This window comes from Paenibacillus sp. FSL R7-0204, assembly GCF_038002225.1.
GTDB lineage: Bacteria > Bacillota > Bacilli > Paenibacillales > Paenibacillaceae > Paenibacillus_AQ.
In genome coordinates, this window is record NZ_JBBOCA010000001.1 from 1,779,110 (window position 1) to 1,795,504 (window position 16,395).

The following is a 16,395-nucleotide window of genomic DNA, read 5'->3' on the forward strand; positions in this document are numbered from 1 at the left end:
AAAATGACAGCGAAAACCAGAGTGTTTATGTTGTTTCTAATTGATATTGCGATCATATGGTTTAGTGTAGTCACTTCGTATATGTTCCGTTTCTTTGATGGCATTCCGCATGAATATGTTGTACAAATGATCCAGTTTGGAATAATTTCTACAGTTGCTATCGGAGGGAATTTGATCTATTTCGGGTTATATCGACGGATGTGGCAATATGCCAGTATCGGTGAAATAGTATCTATCCTCAAGGCTATAATAACTGGGGCAATAATAGCTTATGGTATAGCTCTATTAATTTTACCGGCGCGTGTACCCTTTGGAGTAGAGGTTCGGATTATGGAGACCACTCTAGTTCTGGTTGGTGGTATCCGCTTCCTATGGAGATTCCTTCGAAAGGAACGGATTAATGACAAGAATAGAGAGACCCATGCTTTAATCGTCGGAGCCGGGGATTGTGGAATGCTAATTGCCAAGGAAATGATGGGTCCTTCATTCGCAGATACGAAATTGGTGGGCTTCATTGACGACAGCTCCAATAAATATCATATGTCTATTTTGGGACTGCCTGTCTTGGGGAATAGATATGATCTGCCGCGTCTGGTGAAGGAGAAGAATATTCATGAGATTATTATTGCCATGCCTTCAGTTTCCAGAACTGAAATATCCGAGATTATTAACCTGGCCAAGGCTACAGGCGCGAAGCTGAAGATTATCCCGGCACTGAATGACCTGATCGCAGGCAAGATCTCTGTCAAGAAGCTGCGCGATGTCAGTGTAGAAGACCTTCTGGGCCGTGAGCCGATCGTGGCAGACATGAACAGTATTCTAGGCTATGTTCATAACAAGACTGTATTGGTTACGGGCGCAGGCGGTTCAATCGGATCAGAGCTATGCCGCCAGATCTCTCCTTTTGCACCGGACAAGCTGCTGATTCTAGGACATGGCGAGAACAGTATCTATACAATCGAGATGGAACTGCGCAAGAGCTTCCCTTACTTAGAGATCGTGACCGTGATTGCCGATATTCAGGATCGTACCCGGCTGATGGATATATTCCAGAGCTACAAGCCGCAGGTCGTCTTTCATGCGGCAGCACATAAGCACGTTCCTCTGATGGAGCGCAACCCTTCCGAAGCCATCAAGAATAATGTCTTCGGGACCCGCAATGTAGCTGACTGTGCAGACAAATATGGTGCAGAGCGCTTCGTGATGATTTCCTCAGACAAAGCGGTTAATCCAACCAGTGTCATGGGAGCCACGAAACGGATTGCAGAGATGTACGTGCAGAGTTTAAATGCCACAAGCCAAACGAAGTTCTCGGCAGTTCGATTCGGAAATGTTCTTGGCAGTCGAGGTAGTGTTATTCCAGCCTTCAAGAAGCAGATCGCAGCTGGGGGACCAGTAACCGTTACGCATCCGGAGATGGTTCGTTATTTCATGACTATTCCTGAGGCCGTTCAACTGGTGATTCAGTCCGGCTCCTTCGCGAATGGCGGAGAAGTTTTTGTCCTGGATATGGGAGCACCGGTTAAGATTCTGGCTCTGGCCGAGGACTTAATCACACTGTCCGGTTACGAGCCTTACAAGGACATCGACATCACCTTCTCAGGTATCCGTGAAGGCGAGAAGCTGTATGAAGAACTGCTGACTGATGAGGAGAACCTGGGTTCCACTCAGCATGACCGGATCTTTATCGGCAGACCTAATGTCTTTACTCAGAGCCAGATGGAGCTAGAATTCAAACGGTTAGAACGGGTTCTTACCGAAGATGCGGAAGCCATCCGCGAAGTGATTAACCAAATCGTACCGATGCAGCCAGTCATCCAGGCAGCTATTAGCTAATTAGAGATGTGGAGGTACCTGATGTGAAAAGATGGAAAAAAGTGTTGATCTGGACGCTATCAATCGTCGTCGTGTTAGGTGTTGGCGGGCTATTCGCGGCCAATTATGCTGTCGATAAGCTCATGAACTCCATGGCAGGCGGCTTCGATGTAGAAGCTGGAAATACGCCCAGTGTCCCTCAAGGACAAGTGATTGAGCCTATAGTTGCAGATAGCGATCCGTCTGCGGAGCCATCAGCTTCTGTTGCTCCGGCTTCAAGCTCTGCTCCAGATAGCACGCCTGCATCCGGTAATGCCATTGATCCGGCAGCTGCCAGCACGGACAAGCCGGTGAGTAATGGCAAGCCTGCAAGCACTCCTGCTCCAACCCCTGCGGGTGTGGATGGATTAGCCCACATTTCAACGGACAAGGCCAAGGAAGTTCAAGAGAATGTAACGATCACAGATAAAGCGAATGTGGCAGCGATCGTAGCTGCGCAGCTCAGTGTAGCAGATATTAAGAGATTGCAAGAGTTAGCCCAAGGCGGACTAACAACTGAAGAGAAGCGGGAAGCCCGCAGCATTATCCTCGGCAAGGTCTCAGAGGAGCAGTATAACGAGCTTGCTCAGATTGCCAAGAAGTACGGCGTGAGCCAAGGCAAGACCCGTGATCAGATCCTAGCTGAAGAAGAGCAACTCAAAGCCCAAGAAAAAGGAAGTGAATAGGCATGTTCAAGATCAAGATTCCAGCAGCAGCACTTCTGAGCTTAGCCTTAATGGGTTGTGAGCCCCTGACAGCATCGGCTCCGGTTACTGTAGCGGCAGCTACTCCTGTATCCACTGCTACAGCTGCTCCCATCAAAGAATCCAATTCCATCAAAGTACAGAATGTGGATGTAACCATGCTATTCGATGGTGTTGCACTACAGCCGCCAGTTGGACAACATGTGTTCATGTACAATAACACTACCTATGTCCCTTTGCGCTTCATGTCGTATGCGCTGCAGAAGAGCGTAAGCTGGGATGCCAAGAACTTGAAGGTAACCGTAGCTGAGCCAAGCAGCTCAGAGATGGTAGTCATTAAGGAATACCTGATGAATGCGACTTCCAGTCCTTCTTTTGTAACCAAGAATATTACCCTGAACAACGTTAATGCAAGTTATGTATTTAGCGGGAGCACGAAGGCATTGCCCGCAGTCCAGTCCAGTTATCTGCTGAACGGCTCGATCTATGTCCCTCTAAGATTCTTATCGGAATCTGTAGGAAATTCCATTAGCTGGAATCCTAAAACAAAGACCATAACAGCAAATTCCAAGAACTACGAAGAAAATACAGCTTCTGCGAAGCCAACCGACAAGGGAACTAGCCCATCTGCAAGTGCAAAACCGGCACCAGCAGCAACCCCAACGGCTGAACCAGCTGGGGCAGCCGGTGGTTCAGGATCGGCAGGAACAGGGTCTGGTAAGGTTTCTTATGAGAGTATCACTAGTGAGACTGAAGCGAAGTTAAGTGCGTTAAAGTCACAAAGTACTTCTACTTTGTTTGGAATTGCCTTGGAATATGTGAATGCTACAGATGCTGCAACCAAGCAAAGTATCAAGGCCAAAGGGATAGAGCAACTAGCCTCTTTTAAAGCCTCATTTAACAGTATAATCACTGACGCTGAACAAAAACTAAACACTAATGGATATAGCACAGCTATTATTGCTCAATATAGAGCGGCTTTTGAGTCTGAGTTAAATGAAGGAAAAGCAATTGCTGAACGTATGGGGAAATAATAGGTGTTGAAATAGACTTAACAAAGAAGAGAAATTGTCGAGAAGATGGCGGTTTAACATCCGCTATTTTCAATATCTGAAAACAGAGGTTGATAGTGAATGAGGCCATATTTAGTAGTAAAGAGGGTTGTTGATTGGCTCATTGCATGTGTGCTTATTGTACTAAGTTCGCCCTTTATGATAGCAGCAATTATAGCTGTGAAGATTAGCTCAAGAGGGCCTGCTTTATTTAAGCAAGAACGCCCCGGAAAAAACTGCAAAATCTTCACGGTTTACAAGTTTAGGACAATGTCTCTAGAGACGGATGTGCAGGGGGAACTTTTGCCCGATATCCAAAGAATGACTAAGGTAGGTTCTTTTTTGCGTAAGACGAGCATTGACGAACTGCCCCAATTGTTTAACATTCTTAAGGGGGATATGAGCTTCATTGGACCGCGTCCTCTGTTAGTCAAATATCTTGAATATTATACACCTGAACAAAATCGTAGACATGACGTTACACCAGGGATATCAGGGTGGGCTCAAGTGAATGGAAGAAACACAATCAGCTGGGAAGAAAAGTTCGACTATGATGTTTGGTATGTTGATCATATTAATTTAAAACTTGATATAAATATTTTCTGGAAAACGGTTAAGAATGTTTTGATTAGAGAAGGGGTTAACAACTCTCAGACAGATACGATGCCAGTCTTTACGGGTGGCAATACAATTGAAAGCTGATTATTCTATCAAGGCCAGGTGACTTCATTGGGAAACTTATTGATCTTGGGGGCTGGAGGACATGGTAAGGTTATCGCAGAAACGGCTATGCTTACTGGTCTATGGGACGAGATAGCCTTTTTGGACAATGATAGTACTCTTAACAGGGTGATAGGGATTCCTGTTATTGGAGGTTTCGATACTTATCCTAACCATAAAGAGACATATTCTAACGCGATCGTTGCCATCGGGAATAATTACAATAGGTTGATTTGGCTGGCTACACTTGAACAAGCGGGCTACAAAATCCCTGTAATAATTCATCCCTCCAGCATATTAAGTGAATTCTGTGAAATTGAGCCCGGTACTGTAGTTCTCGCTGGTGTTGTGGTCAATGCAGATGCTAGAATCGCAAAGGGATGCATCCTTAATACTTCAAGTACGATTGATCATGATTGTGTGATTGGGAATGGGGTTCATATTTCTCCTGGCACCAATATTAGCGGTACAGTTACAATTAATGATTTCTCTTGGCTAGGTGTAGGGTCGAAGGTTGTAAATAATATCACTATAGGCTCGAATGTGATTGTGGCCGCTGGCGCTGTAGTAATTAATGATATTCCTGATAGTGTAATGGTAGCAGGTGTACCAGCACAAATAAAAAAATGTTTTGGAGATGAAATGTAATGCAGGAGCGTATATATTTGTCACCTCCACATATGAGTGGAAATGAAATGAAATACATACAGGAGGCATTCGATAGTAACTGGATTGCTCCTTTAGGCACTAACGTTGATAAGTTCGAAGAAGAGATTTGCGACTATGTTGGCATGGAGCATGGGCTTGCCTTGTCATCAGGTACAGCAGGAATTCACCTGGCACTGAAATACTTTGGTGTAGGTCCTGGTGATTATGTCTTCTGTTCAGATTTAACCTTTGCAGGAAGTTGTAATCCGATTCTTTACCAGTACGCGAATCCAGTATTCATTGATTCCGAACCGGAAACTTGGAATATGTCACCTGTAGCTTTAGAAAAAGCATTTGAATGGGCCTTAAAGGAAGATAAAATGCCCAAAGCTATAATTATCGTAGATCTTTATGGACAAAGCGCGGACTACGATCAACTTTTGCCTTTATGCAGGAAATATGGTGTACCAGTAATTGAAGATGCAGCAGAAGCGCTGGGTGCCACCTATAAAGGGAAAAAGTGTGGTACATTTGGTGACATTAATATTTTTTCATTTAATGGAAATAAAATCATTACTACCTCTGGTGGAGGAATGATTGTTTCAAACGATGAGGCTGCAATTAAGAAAATGCGTTTTTGGGCTACACAGTCGAGAGAACCAGAAAAACATTATGAACATAAGGAAATTGGATATAATTATCGGATGTCTAATATTTGTGCAGGAATAGGCAGAGGACAATTAGAAGTTCTAGAAAAACGCATAGAATCCAAAAGAAAGATAAGATATTTATATGAAGAAAAGCTCAAGGGACTACCAATTGTATTCCTACCAGTTACAAAAGACAGTTCTTCAAATTATTGGCTCACAGTTGTATTAATTAAAAAAGAGAGCCAGGTTAGGCCCAATGATATAATCGGATTTTTAGAAGAAAACAATATCGAATCAAGACCCGTTTGGAAACCAATGAGTCTTCAACCTATTTTTAAAAAATATGAGTGTTTTAAGGGATTTGAAGCTGATTTAGGAGAAAAAGTTTTTGAAGATGGTATTTGTTTGCCTTCTGGAAGTGACTTAAGTGAAGCCCAAATAGGTTTAGTTATTAAACTTCTTCTTAAGTTGTTTAAAAGTATTTAGTTTTTTTATATACGATAAAAGGGGCAAACATTGTGACAAAAGATATACTTCTAGTTGCACATTTTTTTGGCGATTTAGGCACCAGTGAAAATAATCGTTTTAGTTATATTGCCAATATGTTATCAAAATCTCAGTATAATATTGAAGTTGTAACTTCGGATTTTTCCCATAACACAAAAAAGAAAAAAGATATTTTAAAAGAAAGTTTGAATTATAAAATAAAATACATTGCCGAACCAAGTTACTTGAAAAATGTATCATTAAATAGATTCAGTAGTCATTTTGTGATGGGAAGAAGACTGAGGAAGTATTTACAATCGCGTAAAAAGCCGGATTTAATATATTGTGCTGTTCCTTCACTAGATGTGGCTAGAGTTGTAACCAAGTACGCAAAAAAGCATGAGATTCATTTAGTCCTTGATATTCAAGATTTATGGCCCGAAGCATTTGAAATGATTTTTAATGTACCTATATTGAAAAAAATATTTTTCTTACCAATGCAAATGAGAGCAAACTTTATTTATAAATCTGCTGATGAAATTATTGCAGTATCAAATACTTACGTGGAAAGAGCTATGAGAGTTAACAAAAAATCTAATAGGCCTTATTGTGTATATTTAGGTACTGAATTAAAGACATTTGATAGGTTAGCTGAAAAAAATAAAATAATTAATAAACCGGAGAATGAGTTTTGGCTTGTGTATGTTGGTACTTTGGGACATAGTTATGACTTAACCTGCGTAATCGATGCGGTATCTATACTTAAACATCAGGGTATAGAAAATATTAAATTTAAAGTTTTAGGGGATGGTCCGCTTAAGCATAGGTTTGAAGCATATGCAAAAGAAAAGAAGATTGCAGCTGATTTCCTAGGAAGACTTAATTATGGTGCTATGACTGGCATATTAATAGAATGTGATATTGCTGTCAATCCTATTAGTCCAAGAGCGGCTCAGAGTATAATAAATAAACATGGTGATTATGCTGCTGCTGGTCTCCCCGTACTAAATACTCAAGAGTCTTTGGAATATAAGAAATTAGTCGATGATTATAAAATGGGGATTAATTGTAATAACAATGATCCAGATGATTTGGCCGCAAAACTAAAAGAATTATATGAAAATGATGAATTAAGAAAGGTAATGGGACTGAATAGTCGGAGGTTAGCCGAAGAAAAATTTGATAGAGCACAAACTTATCCAATCATCCTTGAGGCAATTAACAAGGGGGGATGATTTCTAAGTAAGTATTTGGATTATAGCTTAATTTTATTTGAAAATAAGAAATTAGAGGATGGTTAGTTTGGAGAAAAATGCTGATATGGCTATTTTAGTTGTTTCCTGTGATGCGTATGTAGATGTCGCTGAATATTTTTTTCCACTTTATTATAAATATTGGTCTGATTCTCCTTTTCCTGTTTACTTTGTGAATAATACAATTAGTAAAGAATACGGGAATACAGTAACTGTTATCAATGCAGGTAATGAAAAAGACTGGTCAGGAAGAGTGAAATTAGCACTAGGTCAAATTAAAGAAAAATATATTTTGTTTATGTTAGAAGACTACTACATTGGAAAACATGTGAATACAAACGTAATTTCCGAAGCGCTAAATATTATGAATTCCGAAAAAATTGTATATTATAGAATAACAAATCAGCCTAAAGGTAAATTTGAACACAAAAAATATAAGTACTTATCACCAATAGCTGATAATCAAGCATATGGAGTTAACTTACAGGCTGCAATCTGGGAAAAAGAGTTTTTCGAGAAATATTTAGGCGATGTTGATTGTTCGGCTTGGACAGTGGAAATTAATCATTTGAAAAAGGTGAAAGATAAATACTCTGAAGATATTAAAGATTGCGTAGTTGATACAAGGGGAATCATTGACATTCATAATGGAGTTATTAAAGGTAAGTGGGTTCCGAAAACCTTAAAGTACTTTAAACAAAACGGGATTTTCATTGATAAAGGAGCAAGAGGCGTTCTTTCCTTGAAAAATAATTTGAGCATTAATGCACGTGCTTCCTTGAGCCCGATTTTTTCAAATGAGTCTAGAAGATTATTAAAGAGAAATTTATCAAAGCTAGGATTTACATTCACATCAGATAATTAATGAGGAATATTGTTTTCCCTTACTTTAACTACATGTTTTAAATCATATTACCCATTTGAATATTATTTTAAATGAATTTTGTTTTAATAGATTATCTAATAATATAATTGTAAAGAAAGAGGAACTTGATATGTTTAAAGATAAAACTTTGTTAATTACTGGTGGTACAGGAAGCTTTGGAAATGAAGTGCTTCAACGTTTTCTAAACACTGACATAAAAGAAATAAGAATTTTTTCAAGAGATGAAAAAAAACAAGATGATATGCGCAGACACTATCAAAATGATAAGATTAAATACTACATAGGGGATGTACGGGATTTACAAAGTTTGAAGAGTGCATTGTCAGGTGTTGATTATGTTTTTCAAGCTGCAGCATTAAAACAGGTGCCAAGTTGCGAATTTTTTCCTATGGAAGCTGTTAAAACTAATATTGTTGGTACAGAAAATGTACTAACTGCATGTATTGACTCAGGAGTGAAAAAAGTTATTTGCCTTTCAACTGATAAAGCAGCCTATCCAGTAAATGCGATGGGGATTTCTAAGGCTTTAATGGAGAAAGTATTCGTAGCTAAATCCAGAACAGTATTACCAGATAAAACTCTTATCTGCGGTACTAGATATGGAAATGTACTCTACTCAAGAGGATCAGTTCTTCCTTTATTTGTAGAACAAATAAAAAGTGGAAAACCGTTAACTGTTACTGAATCTTTGATGACTCGTTTCATTATGAGTCTTGAAGAAGCAATGGAGTTAGTAATGTTTGCGTTTGAAAATGCGGAAACAGGAGATATATTAATACAAAAAGCTCCTTCTTGTTATATTGGCGATCTTGCACAAGCTATTAAAGAATTATTTCAAGTTGATAATGAAATAAAAATTATTGGAACTCGACATGGCGAGAAAATGTATGAAGTGTTGATGACTAGAGAAGAAGCAGCTAAGGCTAGTGATATGGGAGAATATTATCGTATTCCTGCCGATAATAGAGATTTGAATTATGAAAAATATCTAGAAAATGGTTCATCCGAAATTACTGTAGCAGAAGAATATACTTCAAGTAATACAAAAATACTTACAGTTGAAGAGATAAAAAAAAGACTCCTAGAAATCGATGAGATTAAAATAGAATTAGCAGCATGGGAGGGGAGATAGTTGAAGATACTAATTACTGGTTCCAATGGTTTTATAGGGAAAAATCTTGTAGCTGAATTAAAAAAAGAAAGTTGTAATCAGATATTTGAATGTACACGTGAAAATTTCAATGAAGAAATTGATTTTTTTTGCAAAGAATGTGATGTGATCTTTCACTTAGCTGGTATTCAAAGACCGGAAAATAATGATGAATTTATGAAGGGGAATTATGAAACGACAGTTTTAATACTTGAAAAATTGAAAAAATATAATAATAGGAGCCCAATAATACTTGCGTCATCTATTCAAGCTGAATTAGATAATATATATGGTATCAGTAAGAAAGCAAGTGAAAATGAATTAATTAATTATAATCAAGAAACTGGTGTTGCCGTATATATCTATCGGCTGACTAATATATTTGGTAAATGGGGGAAACCAAATTTTAATAGTGCAGTTACTACTTTTTGTTATAACGTTGCACATAAGTTACCCTTAACAGTTAACGATCCTTCAACTGAGATGCGTCTTATATATATAGATGATGTTATAAAGGAATTCTTAAGAGCTATAAATGGAGAAGTTACTTCAATAGACGGATTTTGTTACATTGAACCTATATACAGAAAAAGCTTGGGGAAAATTGTGAATTTATTAGGTGATTTTAAGAAAAATAGAGATATAGAGCAAAAACAATTATTCGAAGATGAATTTTCACGAAAACTATATATAACATATTTGAGTTATGTACCATGATGAAATTTATTTCCTGAAAACATTGTGTTTTAATATAAGTCAAGCGAGTTATAAATGAAACTTAATTAAGTTTGGAGTTGGGGTAATAAGTGAGATTCCTCTTATATTTATAAGTAACCATAAAAAAACTTTATTTTAAAATTGGAGATATTTATGATAGGAATAATAATTCTTAATTATATAAATTGGGAAGATACTATTAGATGTATTGAGAGTATTTTTGTGAACGAAAAAAAGACTTTATACCATATATATGTGGTGGATAATGCTTCACCTAATAGGATGAATAGAGATGTAGAAAACTTTCTATTAGTGCAAAATAGAATTACGTTTATTCAAAGAGAAACAAATGATGGATATTCTGCGGGTAATAATAGTGGAATAAAGATGGCTCTTTCAGATGGCTGTCAAGAAATATTAATAGTAAATAATGATGTGTTATTAAAAAACAATAGTATTTATAATTTACAAGAATTCTTGAAACTTAATAAGGAAGTTGGTATTGTAGGCCCTAAAATTTTTCTGGCTAATGGTCAATTACAAATGATTAATATGGGAATAAAAACGGGATTAAAAGAAAAATATATGTATTTACTTAGGAAAACTATATTTTCAAGTTTTGTGAAGAATTTCATAAGAAAGTTTTGTGCTTTAGATCAAGATTTAACCAAACCATTTGAGGTTCATTCTGTATCTGGATGTTGTTTTATGATGAGTGAAAAATGTGCTCATGATATTACTCCTTTTGATGAAGAAACTTTTTTATACCAAGAAGAGTTGATTATTGGAATTAAGATGGAGGAAAAAGGTTATAAAACCGTTTATTACCCTAGCAGTGAAGTCACACATGTTCATGGTCAGAGTACTAAGCATATTAAGGCATTCTCATATATTTGTTTAGTTGAGAGTGAAATTTACTACTTTAGAAAATATCTAAAAACGTCAAAAACTGCATTATTCCCACTATATATTATAAGAACAGCCAAGTACATTACTTTGTGTCTAATACACCAGAACTTCAGAACCAATATTAAGTTATATTTTCAAAGTACACTAAAAAAAATGTTTCGGAATTATTCAATTTAAAAGATTGCTTTTAGGAGAGGAAATAAGTGCAATATTTTATAGCGGGAATATTAGCAGTTTTAGGTTTGAAGATAAAAAAATCGAAAATTCTATTTGTTATACTTTTTTGTTTTATGTGGTTGCTTTTTGGATGGAATAGATGGAATGCTGACTATTATGGATACCAACAAACATATTACTCCATAGGTTCATATAATGTTTTTTATGAGTATTTTGAACAATTTGAAATTGGATATCGTTATTTTTGCAGATTTATGTTCTCTCTTGGTGTGGATTATGATACGTTTCTTATTATATATTCATTAATTGGATTGTTACTTATTGGAAGTACAATTATAAAATTCACAAATAAGCCAGGTTACGTTTTAGCATTGTATTTTATTTATCCTTTTTTAATGGATATTGTGCAGATACGGAATTTCATGGCTATGGCCTTTATCATATTCGGGATACGCTATTTGTTCTCGTCTAGAAAAGTTGACCAATTTAAGTATGTTTTTTTTGTATTTTTAGCTGCCTCATTTCAAAGTGTAGGTTTATTCTACTTGATTCTATTATTTGCTAAAATGCAGAGTGTTAAGAAGCTTGTGAATTGGGTTAGCTTGATTACAGCTTTTTTAGTGTTTATGCTCTTCTTGATGAAGAGTGGCTATTCTATACCATTCGTAGGAAGTGTAAGTTATTTTTCTACAAAGACTAGTATCATAACTCGCATAGGGTATTTTTTCTACTTTATTATAGGTTTTCAATTGGTGCGATTTTCATATAAGCAAATTAGAGATAACATTCATGAAAAAGAAGTGACTGATTTATGTACTCAAGAGGATTTAATAATTATCAAAATAGCAGATGTTATTTATAAGATGAATATAATAATACTTAGTGTATACCCGTTATTGTTTTTTTCGGTTGATTTTATAAGACTTTATAGAAATATTCTTCCTATCAGTTATATTTTGTTTTCTATTGCGGTGACTCAAAGTAAAAATGAAAAAATGATCATTTTTAAAATAGCAACAATAGTGTTTTTGTTTTTTTCAGAGTGGCTTTTTGCCTATTATATGAGTGGTAGTGATGTCTTTTACCCTATTTTTGAACAAAATCACATATTTAATTTTTTTAAAAAATGATATTTATAGGCATTTTAATGATATATACCAAAAAAGTTCGTAAATTGGAGATTTATTAAATTGAAAATGAACAAGAGATTTTCCACAGTAATAACTAATGTTTTCTATGCGTTTTCGGCACAAGGTATTTCTTTTTTGCTAAGTGTGATCTTATCGCTAATTGTGCCAAAGATATTAGGCGTTGAGGAGTTTAGCTATTGGCAGTTATCAATTTTTTATATGACGTATCTAGGATTCTTTCATTTTGGCCTGAACGATGGTATTTATTTAAGACTCGGTGGAGAAGAGTATAAAAGATTAGACTATAAATCTTTAGGTTCTCAATTCTGGATAGCTTTTATCTTCCATTGTGTAATAGGGTGCTCCTTTATCATCTATAGTTTGTTATTTATTGATGATTGGAAGCGTCAGTTTGTAATTGTAACTACGGGTATTTATTTGCCTTTGATTAATGCAATTGGTTTTATTGGTTACATTTTCCAATCTGTAAATAGAACTAAATTATTTTCTCTATCAGTAATAATAGACAAACTGTGGTTTATTATTGTAGTAATTATACTTCTGATTTGTAAAAATGATAATTTTATCTGGTTTGTTATTTTGGATATTATCGGAAAGTTGGCTTCAATAGGCTTCTTAATATGGAATGGGAAAACAATTATCGTTTCTAAACCGCACTTTTCAAAAAAAATACTCAAAGAGATTTATAAAAATATATCCATTGGAATTAATTTGATGTTTTCAAATGTCGCAGGTTTGTTTATTTTAGGTAGTGGTAGGTTTGTAGTAGATAAAAATTGGGGGATTGAAGTATTTGGTGTTTTTTCGCTGGCAGTAACTTTAGCAACTTTTTTGCTTTCTTTTATTGCTCAAATAAGTATGGTTTTATTTCCCGCTCTTCGACAAAGCAAAGAAGAACAGCAAAAAAAATTTTTTGGGATTTCACGTGAAATACTAGGATGGACTTTGCCGGGATTTCTTCTAGTGTATATGCCGTTATATTATGTTTTGAACTTATGGCTACCACAATATAAAGAAAGTTTAGTATATTTAATTTTTTTGCTTCCATTATGTGTTTATGAAGGAAAAATGAACTTGCTATGCACTACATATTTTAAAGTTTTACGTTTAGAAAAAAAATTACTTAAAATTAATCTTATATCCTTATCATTAAGCATTTTACTTGCTGTGCTAGGTGGCTATTTAATTCATGATATATATGTAGTCGTACTTTCTTCAGTAATAGCAATAGCATTTAGGAGTATTCTTTCGGAATTCTACTTAATAAAGTTGCTAGGAGGAAAGGCACTAGTGAAAGTTGCAGAGGAAGCATTGTTAGTTCTGATTTTTGTGAGTGCTACTTGGTTTACAGGACCATTTAAAGGGTTTTACATATATTTATTTTGTTATGGTATATATTTAATTTGCTCTAGAAAAAAAATAAAAACTACTGTTTACTTTTTGAAAAAACATATTAGCTAATATAATTTAATAATAATTTTTATATTTTGGAAACTCATAGTCGTAAGTTGTATAAATGTATTTAGCAGAGGAGTGAAGTTATGAAAGGCATAATCCTAGCAGGTGGCTCCGGCACCCGGCTCTATCCGTTAACCATGGTAACCAGTAAGCAGTTACTGCCTGTTTACGATAAGCCCATGATCTATTATCCTTTATCCACCTTAATGCTAGCCGGAATTAAAGATATCCTTATCATCTCCACACCTGAGGATACTCCGAGATTTGAGAGTCTTTTGGGGGATGGTTCTCAGTTTGGGATCTCTCTACAATACATAGTACAACCCAGTCCTGACGGTTTGGCTCAGGCTTTTATTTTGGGCGAATCGTTCATTGGGAATGACTCTGTGGCTATGATTCTTGGCGATAATATTTATTATGGGAATGGTATCCGTAAGATGCTTCAGCGTGCTTCCGGGAAGGCGCAGGGGGCGACTGTGTTCGGGTATCATGTCCATGATCCGGAACGGTTCGGTGTGGTGGAGTTCAATGATGAAGGCAAGGTACTGAGTGTGGAAGAGAAGCCGGTACAGCCTAAGTCTAATTATGCGATTACGGGTCTGTACTTCTATGATAACCGTGTTGTGGAGATTGCCAAGAACGTGCAGCCTTCTTCCCGGGGTGAACTTGAGATCACTTCTATTAATGAAGCATATCTTAAGATGGGAGAATTGGATGTGGAACTCCTGGGCCGCGGCTTTACCTGGCTGGATACGGGGACTCATCAGAGTCTGGTGGATGCCACCAATTTTGTCCGGACGATTGAGGATCATCAGGGGATCAAGATTGCCGCGCTCGAAGAGATTGCATATATTAACGGATGGATTACGAAGGAGCACCTGCTCCGTTGCGGGCAGAAGCTAAGCAAGACTGGCTACGGCCAGTACCTGATCAAGGTTGCTACCGGGAAAATTCAATATTAAGCAGTAGAGGTGTAGAGGATATGAAGTTAACAGAAACGGCGCTTCCAGGCGTGTATATAGTTGAACCTGCGGTATTCGGGGACCACCGGGGATGGTTCATGGAGACGTTCAGTGATGCGAAGTTCAGAGAGCAGGGCATCGATATTGCTTTTGTACAGGATAATCAGTCCTATTCTGCGGTTAAGGGCACCTTGCGCGGCCTGCATTATCAGCTCAATCCCAAGGCTCAGACCAAGCTGGTGCGTTGTACCCGTGGAGCCATCTTCGATGTGGCCGTGGATGTCAGAGCAGGCAGTCCCGCTTATGGAAAGTGGTTCGGTGTTGAACTAAGCGCGGAGAATAAGAAGCAGCTGCTGATTCCCAAAGGGTTCGCTCACGGGTTCATGACGCTGACCGAGGATGTTGAAGTTCAGTATAAGTGTGATGAGCTGTATGCTCCAGACTGTGATGGCGGCATTCTCTGGAATGATCCGGCTATCGGGATTGAGTGGCCCCTCCACGTTACGCCCGTTCTCTCCGGCAAAGACGAGCAGGCTCCGTTGCTGCAAGACGGTGTTCTGAATTTTACCTATACTCCCTGAAGCAGGTCGAAATTCAATTGAATGATTCTGAGGTGTAATTGATGAATAGAAAGAAATTGCTGGTCACCGGAGGTGCCGGTTTCATTGGCGGAAATTTCGTGCAGTACATTATTGATAAGTACTCCGATTACGATGTCTATAACCTGGATCTGTTAACCTATGCTGGTGACCTCACCAAGCACAAAGAGATTGAGGATCGGGATAACTACCACTTCGTTCAGGCGGATATTGCGGACCGTGAGGCTATTCAGTCTCTTTTTGCAGGGGAGCGATTTGATTATGTGGTACATTTCGCAGCTGAGAGTCATGTGGACCGCTCTATTACAGATCCGGCGGTATTCGTCCGCACGAATGTGATGGGAACCCAGGTGCTGTTGGATGCTTCCCGTGCGATTGGAGTGACCAAGTTCGTTCATGTGTCTACGGATGAAGTGTATGGTGAGTTGGACTGGGACCCTACGGTATTCTTTACGGAAGAGACGCCTTTGCAGCCTAATAGTCCTTATAGTGCCAGCAAAGCGTCATCTGATCTGTTAGTCCGTGCGTATCACGAAACCTTCGGCTTACCGATGAACATTACCCGCTGCTCTAATAATTATGGCCCTTATCACTTCCCGGAGAAGCTCATTCCCCTTACGATCTCTAAGGTTCTGAATGAGCAGAAGGTTCCTGTCTATGGAGATGGCGTGAATATCCGGGATTGGCTGCATGTGTGGGATCATTGTGCTGCGATTGATTTGGTGCTGCATGAGGGCGTAAGCGGTGAGGTGTACAACGTAGGGGGGCATAATGAACGCACCAATCTTGAGGTTGTGAAGACGATTATTCATACTTTGGGGAAATCTGAGGATTTGATTGAATTCGTTACCGACCGGCTGGGTCATGATAAACGTTATGCGATTGATCCAACGAAGCTGGAGCGGTTGGGCTGGAAGCCTACGTACACGTTCGAGACTGGGATCGCCCAGACCATCCAGTGGTATACGGAGAATGCACATTGGTGGGAACAGATTCTTAGCGGCGAGTACCGGAAGTAG

General features: G+C 37.9%; 16 protein-coding genes. All 16 read left to right on the forward strand.

Features of this window, described 5'->3' with window-relative positions; all coding sequences use genetic code 11:
* Positions 1–3 precede the first annotated feature (3 nt).
* The 16 genes from MKX42_RS08000 (at position 4) to rfbB (ending at position 16,395) form a co-directional block, all read left to right on the forward strand.
* A complete protein-coding gene (locus MKX42_RS08000; RefSeq protein WP_340752039.1) occupies positions 4–1,836 on the forward strand; it encodes a polysaccharide biosynthesis protein in 1,833 nt (610 codons plus the stop codon).
* Positions 1,837–1,859: 23 nt separating this feature from the next.
* Positions 1,860–2,540: a hypothetical protein gene (locus MKX42_RS08005; RefSeq protein ID WP_340752040.1), complete on the forward strand. Its 681-nt coding sequence runs from the start codon at positions 1,860–1,862 to the stop codon at positions 2,538–2,540.
* Between the two features lie 2 nt (positions 2,541–2,542).
* Positions 2,543–3,592: a stalk domain-containing protein gene (locus MKX42_RS08010; RefSeq protein ID WP_340752041.1), complete on the forward strand. Its 1,050-nt coding sequence runs from the start codon at positions 2,543–2,545 to the stop codon at positions 3,590–3,592.
* A 99-nt stretch (positions 3,593–3,691) separates the two neighbouring features.
* The gene (locus MKX42_RS08015; protein ID WP_340752042.1) at positions 3,692–4,312 is read left to right on the forward strand and encodes a sugar transferase; all 621 of its coding nucleotides are present in this window, start codon (positions 3,692–3,694) and stop codon (positions 4,310–4,312) included.
* Positions 4,313–4,339: 27 nt separating this feature from the next.
* The gene (locus MKX42_RS08020; RefSeq protein WP_340752043.1) at positions 4,340–4,978 is read left to right on the forward strand and encodes an acetyltransferase; all 639 of its coding nucleotides are present in this window, start codon (positions 4,340–4,342) and stop codon (positions 4,976–4,978) included.
* Positions 4,978–6,114, forward strand: a complete 1,137-nt coding sequence (locus MKX42_RS08025) for a DegT/DnrJ/EryC1/StrS family aminotransferase (protein WP_340752044.1) — start codon at positions 4,978–4,980, stop codon at positions 6,112–6,114. Before MKX42_RS08020 ends, MKX42_RS08025 begins: the two co-directional genes overlap by 1 nt.
* Before the next feature lie 32 nt (positions 6,115–6,146).
* Positions 6,147–7,349, forward strand: a complete 1,203-nt coding sequence (locus MKX42_RS08030; protein WP_340752045.1) for a glycosyltransferase family 4 protein — start codon at positions 6,147–6,149, stop codon at positions 7,347–7,349.
* 67 nt (positions 7,350–7,416) lie between these two features.
* Positions 7,417–8,232 (forward strand): hypothetical protein, encoded by an 816-nt coding sequence (locus MKX42_RS08035; protein WP_340752046.1) that lies wholly within the window; start codon positions 7,417–7,419, stop codon positions 8,230–8,232.
* Positions 8,233–8,338: 106 nt separating this feature from the next.
* Complete coding sequence (locus tag MKX42_RS08040; RefSeq protein ID WP_340757635.1) at positions 8,339–9,385, forward strand: polysaccharide biosynthesis protein; 1,047 nt, start codon at positions 8,339–8,341, stop codon at positions 9,383–9,385.
* Positions 9,386–10,120 carry an NAD-dependent epimerase/dehydratase family protein gene (locus MKX42_RS08045; protein ID WP_340752047.1) on the forward strand — a complete coding sequence of 245 codons (735 nt, stop codon included), beginning with the start codon at positions 9,386–9,388 and terminating at the stop codon, positions 10,118–10,120.
* 153 nt (positions 10,121–10,273) lie between these two features.
* Positions 10,274–11,206, forward strand: coding sequence for a glycosyltransferase family 2 protein (locus MKX42_RS08050; RefSeq protein WP_340752048.1), 933 nt, complete (start codon positions 10,274–10,276; stop codon positions 11,204–11,206).
* 26 nt (positions 11,207–11,232) lie between these two features.
* Positions 11,233–12,336 (forward strand): EpsG family protein, encoded by a 1,104-nt coding sequence (locus tag MKX42_RS08055; protein WP_340752049.1) that lies wholly within the window; start codon positions 11,233–11,235, stop codon positions 12,334–12,336.
* A 66-nt stretch (positions 12,337–12,402) separates the two neighbouring features.
* Positions 12,403–13,818: an oligosaccharide flippase family protein gene (locus tag MKX42_RS08060; protein ID WP_340757636.1), complete on the forward strand. Its 1,416-nt coding sequence runs from the start codon at positions 12,403–12,405 to the stop codon at positions 13,816–13,818.
* A gap of 80 nt (positions 13,819–13,898) precedes the next feature.
* Positions 13,899–14,777, forward strand: coding sequence for a glucose-1-phosphate thymidylyltransferase RfbA (gene rfbA / locus MKX42_RS08065; RefSeq protein WP_340752050.1), 879 nt, complete (start codon positions 13,899–13,901; stop codon positions 14,775–14,777).
* Between the two features lie 20 nt (positions 14,778–14,797).
* Positions 14,798–15,358, forward strand: coding sequence for a dTDP-4-dehydrorhamnose 3,5-epimerase (gene rfbC, locus MKX42_RS08070; RefSeq protein ID WP_340752051.1), 561 nt, complete (start codon positions 14,798–14,800; stop codon positions 15,356–15,358).
* A gap of 41 nt (positions 15,359–15,399) precedes the next feature.
* Positions 15,400–16,395, forward strand: a complete 996-nt coding sequence (gene rfbB, locus MKX42_RS08075; RefSeq protein ID WP_340752052.1) for a dTDP-glucose 4,6-dehydratase — start codon at positions 15,400–15,402, stop codon at positions 16,393–16,395.

Coding starts and splice junctions, on each gene's coding strand:
- MKX42_RS08000 (WP_340752039.1), top strand. CDS start 4: ATGACAGCGAAAACCAGAGTGTTTATGTTGTTTCTAATTGATATTGCG.
- MKX42_RS08010 (WP_340752041.1), top strand. CDS start 2,543: ATGTTCAAGATCAAGATTCCAGCAGCAGCACTTCTGAGCTTAGCCTTA.
- MKX42_RS08015 (WP_340752042.1), top strand. CDS start 3,692: ATGAGGCCATATTTAGTAGTAAAGAGGGTTGTTGATTGGCTCATTGCA.
- MKX42_RS08025 (WP_340752044.1), top strand. CDS start 4,978: ATGCAGGAGCGTATATATTTGTCACCTCCACATATGAGTGGAAATGAA.
- MKX42_RS08050 (WP_340752048.1), top strand. CDS start 10,274: ATGATAGGAATAATAATTCTTAATTATATAAATTGGGAAGATACTATT.
- MKX42_RS08060 (WP_340757636.1), top strand. CDS start 12,403: ATGAACAAGAGATTTTCCACAGTAATAACTAATGTTTTCTATGCGTTT.
- rfbA (WP_340752050.1), top strand. CDS start 13,899: ATGAAAGGCATAATCCTAGCAGGTGGCTCCGGCACCCGGCTCTATCCG.
- rfbC (WP_340752051.1), top strand. CDS start 14,798: ATGAAGTTAACAGAAACGGCGCTTCCAGGCGTGTATATAGTTGAACCT.
- rfbB (WP_340752052.1), top strand. CDS start 15,400: ATGAATAGAAAGAAATTGCTGGTCACCGGAGGTGCCGGTTTCATTGGC.